The sequence below is a fragment of the Bacteroides sp. AM37-9 genome (assembly GCF_003603455.1).
GTDB classification, from domain to species: Bacteria; Bacteroidota; Bacteroidia; order Bacteroidales; family Bacteroidaceae; genus Bacteroides; species Bacteroides xylanisolvens.
Map to the genome: position 1 here is coordinate 85,314 of NZ_QTNF01000005.1, position 13,869 is coordinate 99,182.

The 13,869-nt window shown below is 41.0% G+C and carries 6 protein-coding genes; all 6 read right to left on the reverse strand.

Going from position 1 to position 13,869, the window contains the following annotated elements; genetic code table 11:
- Positions 1 to 9 precede the first annotated feature (9 nt).
- The 6 genes from DW862_RS05320 to DW862_RS05345 all read right to left on the reverse strand — a co-directional run bounded on the left by DW862_RS05320 (position 10) and on the right by DW862_RS05345 (position 13,850).
- The gene (locus tag DW862_RS05320) at positions 10 to 1,734 is read right to left on the reverse strand and encodes a RagB/SusD family nutrient uptake outer membrane protein (protein WP_008648422.1); all 1,725 of its coding nucleotides are present in this window, start codon (positions 1,732 to 1,734) and stop codon (positions 10 to 12) included.
- A 12-nt stretch (positions 1,735 to 1,746) separates the two neighbouring features.
- Positions 1,747 to 5,034 carry a TonB-dependent receptor gene (locus DW862_RS05325; protein ID WP_120067410.1) on the reverse strand — a complete coding sequence of 1,096 codons (3,288 nt, stop codon included), beginning with the start codon at positions 5,032 to 5,034 and terminating at the stop codon, positions 1,747 to 1,749.
- Positions 5,035 to 5,103: 69 nt separating this feature from the next.
- Positions 5,104 to 5,619, reverse strand: a complete 516-nt coding sequence (locus DW862_RS05330) for an RNA polymerase sigma-70 factor (RefSeq protein ID WP_008021654.1) — start codon at positions 5,617 to 5,619, stop codon at positions 5,104 to 5,106.
- Between the two features lie 690 nt (positions 5,620 to 6,309).
- Positions 6,310 to 9,144 (reverse strand): two-component regulator propeller domain-containing protein, encoded by a 2,835-nt coding sequence (locus tag DW862_RS05335; RefSeq protein ID WP_120067411.1) that lies wholly within the window; start codon positions 9,142 to 9,144, stop codon positions 6,310 to 6,312.
- 187 nt (positions 9,145 to 9,331) lie between these two features.
- On the reverse strand, positions 9,332 to 12,487 hold the full coding sequence (locus DW862_RS05340) for a glycoside hydrolase family 2 TIM barrel-domain containing protein (protein ID WP_004316024.1): 3,156 nt from the start codon (positions 12,485 to 12,487) through the stop codon (positions 9,332 to 9,334).
- A 97-nt stretch (positions 12,488 to 12,584) separates the two neighbouring features.
- On the reverse strand, positions 12,585 to 13,850 hold the full coding sequence (locus DW862_RS05345) for an alginate lyase family protein (protein ID WP_044130664.1): 1,266 nt from the start codon (positions 13,848 to 13,850) through the stop codon (positions 12,585 to 12,587).
- Positions 13,851 to 13,869: the final 19 nt, after the last annotated feature.

Here is a 13,869-nt window from a genome sequence, read left to right on the forward strand (position 1 = left end):
TAATACATCTTAGTTTTTCCATCCCGGATTCTGTTCCAATTGTGGATTCAACTGCAACTGGTCAGAAGGTAGCGGATAAAGATAAAGTTTATCATTCCAGGTACGATCACTATAGAGTATAAGGCAGCCGTCACTACTAAGCGAACGTTTATGATCAGTCCAGTTGGTTTCAAACCAAGTCCCTGTAACTTGCACTCCAAGCTGATCTTGCGGCATCTCAACAGGTGCAGTAGCCCAACGTTTCAGATCATCAATGCGAAAACCTTCCAGTACAAGTTCAACAGTACGCTCCCTACGGATTTCTTCACGCATTGAAAGATTGTTTGCCGAAACCAATTTGCTACTCAATTTTGGCATATCCGGATTGACACGAAGACGAACCAGATTTAAAGAATAATCTAATTCCGGATCCGTTATAGTACCATTTAGTTCATAAACAGCTTCGGCATAATTCAGCAACACTTCCGCATAACGAATAACCGGGAAGTCATAAGATTCGTAATAATCTTCCAACTGACGTTCTGTGCCCCACTTACGATTTTGATAGCCACTACCAGAACGTACATTAGCGGTCAGGCTACTTGTCAAATCTGCATCTGTCCAGGTTGTACGCCATTTTCCATCGTTATTCCAATACTGTTGCCCATGATACAGCATATTATTTCCCATACGGTTATCTCTATTTTGGAATTCATCAGTTACTCCGGCATATTGTTGAAACTTGGATGATTTCCCTATAGGCAACCCGTCAGAACAAAGGTACATATTCGCCAACTTACGAGTCACATAACAAGCATTTGCCACCATACCGTGAGTCAGATTCCATGCTGTTTTATCTCCATTACGATGACGTTTCACAAAGATATATTCTGTATTATCACTCTTTGAAAGGTTGGCCGGATTGCATTGTGCTCCATCTTCTAACGTAAACATATAACGATAACTCTCATTCGCTAATTTTTCATTATAGAAGATTTTATATTTACCACCTTTAATAACCTCATTAGCTGCATCCCTGGCAATAGTCAACAGTTCCGTGCTGCGAGTAGTATTTGAAGTAGCATCTTTTCCATTTGTATGAAATTTTTGCCAGGTACCTTCATATAATGCTACCCGTGACAACATGGCATAAGCGATATATTTATTCAATCGTCCGGCTTCGGAAGACGTTTCGGGTAAACTGCCGGCTGCCTCCTTCAAATCTTTAATTACCTGATCTATCACTTCACCGCGATCATTACGCTTCCCATACAATATTTCAGAGTCCAAGTCTAAAGGTTGCGTAAGAACGATGGCGTCTCCATAAAGCTGCACCAACTCAAAATGACTATATGCACGGAAGAATTTTGCTTCAGCAACAGGCACTGCAATATCTGCAGGTACAGCAAAACTTTCAGCATTCTTCAACAACAGGTTAGTATAATAGATACGTTTATATAGTCTAGTGTAATTAGCATCTGTAGCAGGAATAGCATTTGTACCCTGGCTATACACATTCATAGATGAACCCGCCACTAAATCTGAACGAAAATCACTATGAGGCTCGTCTGATACAGCACGGTTGAAGTCATGAGGCCAACTATAAAATTGATTGGCAAATAACTGGAAATTGGTAGCATTGTTCCACACCAGATTATCACCCAAATCCGACAATGGTTCTAAATTCATGCAGGAAGTTGTTACCGCCATGAAGGAAAAAAGACATGCAGCTTTTATATATTGCTTTAGTTTCATATTATCAATTATTTAAAAGGTTAAATTAGCTCCAATGGTAAAGTTACGAGTAAACGGATAACGTTTCACTCCCTTAGCAGCTTGAGTAGTATTATTGGTATCTCGAGCCGATGCTTCCGGATCCCATCCATCTTTAATTTTGGTGGTCTCCCATAAATCTGCTCCTGTCACATATATACGGGCACCTGAAATCGCTTTTGTTTTATTCAAAAGCTTGGCAGGAAACGTATAACCGATTGTCACATTCTTCAAACGAAGGTAACGGCCATCTTGCGCTGTCAAAGAAGATGCCTGATAATTATAATTATTGATATTACTTTCATTAGTATATGGAGCGTAGTAAGCATCCCGGTTATTTTGACTCCATGTGTTACCAAGAGAAGCAGTGCTTGTATTGGTATAATTACTACGGAATGGAACAGTCCAGTTATCAATCGGACGATAAACAAATCGATTGGCAGCTCCTTGAAAAACGACATTTATATCAAATCCTTTATAATCTGCGCCAAAGTTGAAAGAATAAGATATTTCAGGAGTATCACTACCCAAATAGATATAATCTTTTTCATCCAACACACCATCTCCATTCTCATCGCAATACATATTGTCACCTACACGCAAGTTAGATGGCATACCAATACCATTATTATTATAATACTTAGTCTTGTAAGCAGCCAGCTGTTCCTCGTTTTGAATTTTACCTCCGTAACGCAGACCGAAAATTGAATTTAGTGGATAGCCTTGCTGTGTTTGTACATATCCTGATTTCAACACAGTTGTACCACCATAGTCGACTAATTCATTACGGGCAAAAGTAAAAGTACCACCTACATGATAATTTACGTCTCCAATCCGGTTACGATAATTAAGCTGACCTTCATATCCCCAACCTTCAAACTTTCCGGCATTAGCTTTCGGAGCAGAATCACCTAACGTCCCCGGAAAAGTAACATTCACTAACATATTATTATTATGCTTCATAAACGCTTCAACAGAACCGGTTAGAGTTCCATTTAAAAAGCCAAAGTCAACACCTATATTATAATTCTTAATACGTTCCCAACTACGTGTAGTGGAGGCCAGAGTTCCATTTGTTTTAATATAAGAAAGCTTATTGGAACCAATATATGCACCATCATCTCCAGCCGCAACCAGATTATAGAGCTGTACACCATCATAATTTCCAATACCACTCTGATTACCCACTTCGGCATAGGAAAGGCGTAATTTCAAATCACTTAACCAATCGACTTTCTGCAAGAAAGATTCTTCTTTTATACGCCATCCAAGTGAAACACCATAAAAGAAATCCCAACGGTTTTCAGGTAAGAATTTAGAAGAACCGTCATAACGTCCATTCAATTCCAACAAATAACGTCCATCATAATCATAGTTGAAACGTCCGAAATAAGAGAGGTTTGCATTCTGATACTTCTTCTCATCACCAGTCAGAGTCACATCCCCCGAACCGTTTACTATTTCCATACCGTTCTGAATATCTTTAACCATTACACCGAAATAAGTGTATTCTTTAAATTCATACTGCGCGCCCAACGTCAAATTCAGCTTATGTTTTTGAGCAAATGTCTTATTAGCCGCCAAATATCCGGAGACAGAGTAAAAATCCGTTCGTGAACTTGTCTGTGTATAAGTTGAGTTTGCCTGGCTTGGGTCTGTCCGTACCTCTACATCACCCATATAATTATAAAAAGTAACAGCGTTTGTTGTTTTATTACGAGCTGCCGTACTTGTACTATATCCTACATTGGCATTAGCTGACAGCCAATCAAAAATCTGATAATTCAAAGTTTCGCTTAATGAAATAGCAGAAACAGAGAGTTTATTGTCACCTCCATCACGTACAACAGCTGCAGGAGATCCCCATGTTCCCCAAGCATATGGTTTTCCATTCAATGATTCAAAAGGAAGACCGGGCATAGGTAAAGTGGCAGACAAAGCTGATTCAATCTGCGTTGGCGCAACTTGTTCCTGACGATTATACGAAATAGAAGAATCTAATTTCAGGTTCTTAGTAAACTTATACGTATTGTTCATACGAAAGTTATAACGCTGGTTGTTGTTATTACCAAATTGTAAGGTAGAACCATCATAAAGATAACTCATGGAAATACGATAAGATGATTTCTCCGAACCACCGGAAACACTTAAACTATGTTCTGTACTCCATGTATCGCCAAAAAGCGTATCCAGCCAATTTACATCATCCGTAAATACAAAATCAGCGACATCAGTAAAATTGGTCGAACCGAATGGATTAGGACTGTAACGCATATCAAGATAAGAACCTTTATATTTCTTCGCTAATTCGGCATAAGTATACCATACGTCAGATGTCTTTTTATCATTAGTCAATGCTGTCATTACACCATCTGCCCATTGGTCGATATTCATAGCAGAGGCCATCAAACCAACAGTCTTCAAAGTAGCACTACCACTATACTCTACCTTTACTTTACCTTCAGCACCTTTCTTTGTAGTAATTAAAACAACACCACCGGCAGCGCGTGAACCATAGATTGCAGCCGCACCGTCTTTCAAAAAGTTCATTGATTCAATATCATTGGGATTCAACAGCCGAAGTTCGTTCACACTCTCATACGCCACACCATCAATGATAATTAATGGTTCTGTGCTATTCACAGACACTGAACCGCGCAAACTCAATCCCCAACTCTCATCTCCCGGAGCAGAGGAACTACGAGTAATCATGACACCTGGCACCTGCCCCTGTAAAGCTTCCAATGGGCTAGACAGTCCTCCTTTTTCCTGAAGCATTTTAGCTCCTACAACCGTAACAGCACCTGTTAATGAAGATTTTTTTTGGGTACCATAGCCTACAACCACCACTTCATCCAAAACTTCAGAATCTTCCTGCAATGTAATTTTCACAGGTGCGCTACCATTCACATTAATTTCTCTTGTTTTATATCCAATATAAGAAACAACCAAAGTCCCCGGATTGACATTGCTAAGTGTAAAGTTTCCATCTATATCCGTGATTGTACCATTAGTAGTTCCTTTCATCAGCACACTAGCACCAATTATTGGTTCATTATTTGCATCCAACACAGTTCCCTTCACAGTCACAGTCTGCATCACAGATTGTGACCTGTCAACTTCTGCATAAGTCTTCTGGGGTATTCCTGTCAATAAGGCAGAAGCAACCACCATTGAAAATAAAAATCTTTTCGGCGAACATTTTAAGATATCATTCATAAAATTAAATTTGAGGTTTAAAAATAGTATTAATTTTTTGTTCTCTAAAATAAGGTGAGGCATACAAGTACCTCTTTGTAAATTCTGACTCCTTTTCCATAAGCACAAAGGGTTATTTATTAATGAATAAGATTATATACAATTCCGGAAAAACTCGCGCATTTCACGACGTCCCAGAAACAGATGGTTTTCCACCGTCCTACAGCTTAAATTCAGTTCATTTGCGATTTCTGGAGACGTTTTATTTTCGAAGCGGTTCAATGTATAAATTAACCGACGTTGTTCGGGCATAGCTGCCAAGCGGGTCCGTTCCATTGTCATTAAATCATCACCGATAATTTTTTCTTCGGTTTCATTGGTAGAAGTGGACATAGTATCATAGATGTAGCTGTCTATCTCCTGTTTCTTATAATAACGACGGATATAGTCGATTACAATATTGCGGGCAATGGTGAACAAGAAATATTTCACTGTGTCCGGACGGAGCATTTGCTTGTAGTCCAGCAGACGTACAAATACATCCTGGGTTAAATCCTCCGCTTCGTAGCGATGAGTGATACGATAAGTAATATAGGTAAGAATCACCTGATAATATTCTTCATAAGAACGGGTGATAATGTTGTCGGAAGTGTTAGCTGTTGTCTCCATAATACTATCTTTTTCGGTTTTGATCACGATGCAAATATAGAGGCGATTTGGGATATAACAGCCAGAAAATAAAGCAGATCAATCTCAATGAATCTAGGTAGACTTATTTAAACATACAATTCTAATTATCAATATATTACGTTCACAAAAAAGAGAGTATCACTTTATAAAATGAGACTCAAATCACTCAAATCAACGTATCTTTGCTCCACTTACGCTCGTTTGCTCCCATCCTCTTCCCCTCTTCAATTTTATTATTTGATCGTTTCATTGTCACATCAAAGCTATTAATGAAGTACGAACATTAATAGATAAATTCCGTTTCATTAAAGATAAACTTGCTTTGCACTTATTGCAAAGTTACGTTTGATTAAGGGCAAACTATAAATGAAAGCTTCAATTATATAATTGCAAGCTTTGTTTTTATAAACGCAAGTTTCATTTATAAAAACAAAGCTTGCGTTTATAGATTACTCCCTATAAAAAACAACTTTGCAATAGGAGCAAAAGAAGTTTGTATAGGGAGAAGAAGAACTTATCTATTAATAGATTACGAGAAAAAGACTAGTAAAAGGAAAATCCACTTGGTGAAAGGAGGTCCTTCACCCTCTAACCCCGATGAATAGGGCGGTGTGAAGGGTGAAAGGGATATGAGTATAAAATAGATTTCAGTGATAATAAGTCGAAAAGTTACTCTTCTTTGGCTGTTCCACCTATACTACGAATATATTCATTCGGAGTGACTCCCGTACTCTTTTTGAATGAGCGGAAGAAAGAAGCACGAGAACTGAAGCCGCAGAGTTCTGCCAGTGCAGTTAATGTATAGCGGGAATATTGACTATCCACCACCATTTTCTTGAATTGAGTGACGCGGTATTCGTTTATAAAATCATAATAAGACTGATTGAGATATTGATTCAAAAGATACGATAATGAATGCGAAGAAGTATCCAGAGCAGAAGCCAGGTCGCCCATTTTCAAATCAGGATTAATATATGGCTTTTCTTTCTCCACATAAGCAACCAGTTTCTTATGGAGTTCTTTACATTCTTCTTCAGTCAGCCTGTTAGTTTTATACTTTTCTTCGGTTGCAGCGATAGAAGACTCTTCAGAAATCACTTCCGCTTGTTCTATCGTTCGGTCTTTCTGCTGTGTCTTCTCTATGGGTGCGGAGATTGCCGATGCAGGAGAAGTAAGCAGGCGGCGCATACGATTCCACACATAATATCGTATAAAAGCAATAATGCCTACAATTAATAAAACAGAAAGTGCCCATCCCCACCAAGGTATCATAGGACGCACCGTCACTTGATAAACAGCTTCCGACTGTTCATTTCCCGGAAGGCGCACACGGAACGTATAAGTTCCGGAAGATAATCCATAATAGGAAACCTCATTCTGCGCAGCCAATAGTTTCCAGTCTTTATCCACTCCTTCCAACTGATATTCGTACAGTAAGGCAGAAGGCAGCCCATAAGCAAAATCCGTAAAACAGAAAGTCAGATTATTCTGATTATATTTTAAAGACGGGTTGGTAAAAGAAATGCCATTAGCCAATATATCCGTAAACACAATCGGACGGACTTTACCACGCACTTCATCCACCCGCTTCGGATCGACATAAATCAAACCTTTGGTGTTGCCGAACCATAATATTCCTTTTTCATCTTTATAAGCAGCCCCATTCGTAAAAGTAGGTCCCGGTACTCCATCATTGAAAGTGAAGGCATCGTACTCTTCTCCTTCTTCCTTTATGCGTAACAATCCATCATTGCAAGCCACCCACAACCAACCCTGGTTATCTTCCACAATCGACATCAGCGAATTGTCCGGAAGCGTGGAAAAGACGGAACGGTTCCGAAAACGATCCATCGTTAAAGTAGAGGTAAACAGACTCCCCTTTTCACGAATAAAATAAAGGTCGTGTCCGGTATCTTCGTAAATGGTGCGCACCTTATCCCTATGTACAAATCCTTCAGGGAACACATTCGATCGTAAACTTTGAGAAGCAGGATCATATATACACATACCGGTTTCCGTGGCAATCCATCCTTTGCCGGTAGAGTCAAAACTAACTTCATAAACGTTACCTTCCGGCAATTGGGAATTGGCGCTGGTAAAGTGTTTGATCTGCTTTGCCTGTTTATTATAACAGAACAATCCCTGTGAAGTGCCTATCCAGAGATTTCCTTTCTCATCCGGTCGCACACAAAAGATATGTCCTTTCTGAAACAGCTCTGCATCTCCATCTCCTCCCTGGGCAAAATATTTTAGAGATAATGTCTCCGGATTCAACACCATCATACCTCCGCCATACGTACCGATATAATATTCGCCTTCATAAAAGCAGATTGTCAATATCAAATCTGAAGTCAAAACAGGTTTCACAAAACTCTTTACGACTCCGGTAGCTTCATTTATATAATACAAGCCGTCACGTGAACCGATGACCTTTTCGTGTCCTCTGTTGACAAAAGAACGAATGGAAAGATTGGCAGAGTTAAACAGAGGAGGATAAGCATAAGTTCGGAAAAGACCATTCTGATAAAGTGAGTAATCCAAACCTGCCTGGAAGTGCCCCACCCAAACAGCACCTCTGTCATCCACCAATAGTGAATAAATGGAATTACTGCGAATACCTTCTTTATCACTTACATCGTGACAAAAACGACGGGTCACTTGTTGGGCTTTATGCGAAAGGAAATGAACGCCATTACCATCTGTTGCAATGTATATTGTCTCCTTTCCATCACTGGATATGTCGGAAATGACATCACAGCCTAAAGACACCGTATGCGAAAAGCTCTTTTTGTTTATATCGAAACGAACTACTCCCTGGCTCATTGTACCTAAATAAAGGGTTTCTCCAATACGAGTCAGGCAACGGAAGTAATCGGTCTCGGGAACATTCTCCTGGAAATGCCAGGAATCAATCTTACCATCTTTCAATGAATAAGAGAACAAACCTTGTACTGTAGCCAGCCATAACGCACTTTTATCTTCATTCAGACAGAGATCCATAATTCGATTACAGGCAGCCAGCATATTCCGGTCGGTCAAGACTTGGAGCAATTGCCCGTCCTTTTGAATGAACAATCCTTTCTCCGTACCGATATAGAGAATATCTCCATCCGGAAGTAAGGTATTTACAGCAAAATCTATCTTTTCGGGAACAATTCTCTCCAACTGGCCGTTCGCACGATTCAGACGCCAAAGTCCGATACCGTTTCCTACCCAAAGTTGATCGTCAGCTGTTTCCGTGATGCAGTTCACCCGTTTCTTCCTTCCGGAATCCACGCCTCGAAATTCATAATGGCGAACTTTCACACCATCAAAACGATCGAGACAATTATCTGTTCCTAGCCAGACAAAACCTTCCGAGTCTTTATAAATGGCGTTCACCAATAACCCGGACAGTCCATCGGACATGACTACATTACGAAATGTATAATTCTGGGCTTGCAGATTTACACCACAAACCAAGTATATGATTAAAAGAATCAGATATTTAATCGTGTTCTTCACTTACAACCGCTTCCTTTCATATTAAACATGTGACAAACATACATAAAAATCTCCAAAAGAGCACATTCCTTTATACAAAAAAATAGTCCCTTCGTATTTGTTATATATGGAAAACAAATACGAAGGGGAGAATTTATTTACTCAATGCTATTGAAGATTTTATCTGCCACTGATTCAAATAATAGCCTTAATCTGAATTCTTTTTTACCAATTCAATCATATAGCTATAAGTATATTTCTTGTCAAGCAAGCGATATTCATTGTGCGGATACATTCCCCAACTATTATCGCCGCCTAATCCACGTTGCTTCAAGTCAACGTGCAGAAAGATATTCTTTTGCGGAACAATGTCGATAGTATGCTGCAATTTACGGGTCAGGCCGGGATCAAGGTCTTCCGGTGAGAAATGCAAAGCGGAAAATGCGATAGGTTGCAAGCCTGTAATTCTCACTCCTTGCCCTTCGCTATCCAATAAGGACAGCCAACGAACATCTGTTTTATTTCCTGTTTCCTGCGGACGTGTATACCAATAGAACTGATTTTCAACCTTATCCTCATATCGTCCGATGAAGGAACTCGAATAACGGTCGATATAGTTCTCAAAAGGCCCTCTACCGTAATAGACCAAGTTTTCATAAGGTTGATGCAATTCCATACGCATACCAAAACGGGGAAGTTCGGGAAGTTTCGTTCCTGTCAGGTCGATACTGCCTGTCACAACAATAGCACCATTATTACAGATCAAATATTCCATCATATAAGGAACCTGAATATCATTTAATATCCAATCAATCCTGATGGATAATCCTTTTTCATTCTGTTCGTCTATTGTCACTTTCTTCACATAACGGTTGACATGAGCTGTCCGCCAAACACCTGCCAAAGTGGGCATTTTATTTCCAAAATCATTATCAATCGGAGCACGCCAAAAGGCTGGTTCGGGATATTGCTTGATAGGTTGCTCGCCATTTATCATATAATCAAATAAGATTCCCTTTTTCAAATCAATCTTACCAGAAACGCCCCCCGATTGAAAAGACAAAATATTATCTTTTGTTTCATAAGATAGTTTTCCCGAACAAGGCGGAAGCGATGTGAAGAAACTACTTTTATTTAATTGCATCTGCTCTCTAGCTACTTCATAACCGGCAGGTACTAAATCGGTAGCAACCCGGGTGTGCGCATAGAGATTAAGGAAATACTCATTCCCGTCTTCTGGAATAACAGGAAGAGATAAACGTATCTCTTTCTCTTCGTGAGGTATTAAATCAACGTTGAAATCCCCTGTAGATATTTTTTCTCCGTTTTTGTATATTTCCCATATAAAAGCATACTCATCCAGATTGGTAAAGTCATAACGGTTTTTAATGGAAATAATTCCTTTCCCCAAGTCTTTTGCGCTAAACTGAATGTACTGATACACTTTCTTCACTTCATACGCTTGTGGTTTGGGAATACCATTGGCAGAAATCAAACCGTCAGTTCCCGTGTTTAGTTCCCCTTTTTTATCTTCCAGCCATTTATAGCTCCCCATCTTACCATTATACGTCCAATAAGTACGTCCGTCTCTTGGTTCGGTCTTTACCTTAAATCCCTGATCCATAAAATCCCAGATAAAACCGCCCTGCAAGTTAGGGCTGTCATAAATAATATCCCAAAGGTCTTTAAAATTGCCATTGCTGTTTCCTTGGGCGTGAGCATACTCACACATGATAAACGGTCGCTGTTTGCCGGACTTCCGATATTCTGTTATTTTCCACATATTGGGATACATCGGACAGACAACATCTGTATTCCAATCCTCCCAAGCCTGCTCGAACTGTACAAAACGACCGGGATCATATTTCTTCAAGCGCTTATACTCATCGTGGAACACGATTCCATTACCACATTCGTTTCCTAATGACCATCCGATGATACATGGATGATTTTTATCCCTTTCCACCATTCGGGTGATACGGTCGACGTGGGCTGCATACCATTCGGGACGATAAGCAGGATGCGGGATGGTATCTTTGAAATAAGGAACCGAACCCATTCCATGAGTTTCAATATTGGCTTCATCCACTACATAGATACCATATTGGTCACACAATTGATAGAATAACGGATGATTTGGATAATGACTGGTACGAACAGCGTTCATGTTCAGTTGTTTAATCAGTCGCAAATCATTCATTATGATTTCGCGGGTCTGCACATGTCCCAACGTATCATTGTGTTCGTGACGGTTGACACCTTTTATATAGGTGGGTACACCATTTACCAGTAGCCGTGCATTCTTAATCTCAATGCGGCGGAATCCGACTTTATGAGCCACTACCGTCTGTTGCTTGTCGCCATCGGATCGAAGTGTCAGGATACAGTCGTAGAGCGAAGGGTGTTCGGCGCTCCATTTCCGCACATTGCGCACAGTGCCTTCGAAAGTAAGTGTAGTACTTATGTCTGAGATACAATATACTTTCTGCGCAGATAGGACAGTCTTCCCCCCTGCGTCCTTCAAATCAAGTGTAAGTGTCCCCTTTTGCAGGGTTGCATTGGTATTGAACGAACGCAAGTCTACAGTAGCCCGGAATTGCCCGTGTCGGTAGGTATCGTCCAGTCCTGCATGCAGAAAGAAATCCCAAATGGTCGTTTGGGGATAAGCGGTCAGGAAAACATCGCGTTCGATACCGCTTAGACGCCAAAAATCCTGGTCTTCCATATAGCTGCCATCGTGCCAGCGATACACCTGTACAGCAAGCAAGTTCTCTCCTTTTTTCAAATAGTTTGTCACATTAAATTCTGCCGGAGTCTTGGATGCTTTAGTCATCCCCACCTGCTGCCCGTTCACATAGATACGGGCGTAGCCGCTGATGGAACCGAAGTGCAACAACACTTCACGCCCCTGCCAGTTTTGAGGAACCGTAAATGTGCGCCGGTAAGTCCCCACAGGATTATCAACGTCGATATAAGGTGGATTGGGTGAAAACACATACTGAATGTTGCGGATTATCGGCTCACCGAATCCTTGGATTTCCCAGTTGGAAGGGACAATAATTGTATCCCAATCATTGTCGGATAAATCTGTACGATAAAAATCTTTTATGCTTTCTGCGATAGAGGGAGCATAAACAAATTTCCACGTACCATTCAACGAGTATTGCCAAGGCGATTTTTGGGGATTATCGTTCACTGCATCATCTGCGCGCTCGTAGAGGCGAAAGTCAGCGTGTGGTTTCTCTTTGTTCCACTCATATTGGGTGGGATTTTCCCACTCGTTGTTTTGCGCCTTTGCCGTTGGGGACAAACCACAAAAAAGACAGGAAAGGAATAATAAGGTAGAAAATAATCTATTTATCATAAGATAAAGGGTTGTAAGGGTTTCCATTGAGTAACGTCAAGGAGTTAAGAAGCCTAACCTCTTAACTCCTTGAAATCAGTAGGAAAATCTCAAAAAGTTATTCTTCAGTATACAATAATGTTCCAAACCCCAAATCACCGGCTTCGGCAGTACCACGCTCGCCATATCCTTCGGGGCGTTCTTTTTCGGCAAAAGCTTGCGAATATGGAGCATTCATACCTTTCACCTTGGCATAATGGTTGTAAAGGAGTTCCCATCCCGGACGGGCACGCCCCTTACCGTCAGCCGACACCTTCTCATGCCAACCGTATTTGGGGTGATAGTAAGGTTCGAAAGGCATTTCCACATCTTCGGCCGAAGTTAAGTTATACTTAGCCGTATATTCGCAGAGGTCAAGAATGATGTTGTCGTTGTAGGCAAAAAGGTCGATGCCCATGTTATAGGCTGTACGGCAGAAGTAAGCGTGCAAGCCTACGTTGAGAGTAGCGTGCCCCTGGTCGCGTCCCATCTCCTGGCTCTGTGCCAAATGTCTGCCTTTCACTTTTCCCGCAGGATCCTCGTGCATACCTTTCACCGACCATTCGATACAGCCCATACCTTTTCCGTGATAGAAAAATTCCAAGGCTTGTTTAATCTTGGCATCGTCATCGTTCAGCACGCCAATAGAAAGAATGGTAAGCATGGCAGGCAAATCCCAACTCATCCAGCCCGAAATGGCTGAAGAATTAAAGTGGTTATCCAAGAAATCATCACAGATGGGATAGAAAGTTTTATCTATCCATTTCTTGAAGACTTCAAAATCTTCGGTTTTCCAACCTTCGTAATCCCGCATCAATTCAGCGGGAGCAGCAAACTGGTATCCGATAAATCCGGCGGCAAGCAGACGATGGCTGTCGTCGGGCCATGTTTTATAATTCACCCCCTTACAAGTCTTAGCCCATCCGTTCAGAATTCTAACAGCTGCCTTGGCATAATCTTCATCTCCCGAAATTTTCCAGCGTACAGCCAACTGATAAGCGGCACCGGCATCGAAAGCGGCCGTATTGAAGTTGCCGCCTTGCGAGTGACGTACAATTTCTTCTTGCGGGTTTGCGTTGTAGCTCAGTTGGGCAAATCGGCTTTCGCACAATTTTTCCCAACCGCTAATCCAAGGTTCGGCACGTTCGTTCACTTTGCGGCGTGCGCGTTCAAAGTCGGCTTCGGTGTTCACCAGACAAGGATGCTTGATGGTGTACTCATAATTTTCATTGGGGTTGATTTCGCGTTGCCATGGTTCGGGAGTTCCGTTCTCGAACTCAGCACTACAGCTGGTCAGCAACACAAGCGTTACGCTGCCCACGAAGGTATAAATAAGATTTTTCATACATTCAATTTTCATTTTG

Excerpts from the sequence above, each read along its gene's own strand:
- DW862_RS05330 (WP_008021654.1), bottom strand. The coding sequence starts at position 5,619 with ATGGAGACAACAGCTAACACTTCCGACAACATTATCACCCGTTCTTAT.
- DW862_RS05345 (WP_044130664.1), bottom strand. The coding sequence starts at position 13,850 with ATGAAAAATCTTATTTATACCTTCGTGGGCAGCGTAACGCTTGTGTTG.
- DW862_RS05320 (WP_008648422.1), bottom strand. The coding sequence starts at position 1,734 with ATGAAACTAAAGCAATATATAAAAGCTGCATGTCTTTTTTCCTTCATG.
- DW862_RS05325 (WP_120067410.1), bottom strand. The coding sequence starts at position 5,034 with ATGCCTCACCTTATTTTAGAGAACAAAAAATTAATACTATTTTTAAAC.
- DW862_RS05340 (WP_004316024.1), bottom strand. The coding sequence starts at position 12,487 with ATGATAAATAGATTATTTTCTACCTTATTATTCCTTTCCTGTCTTTTT.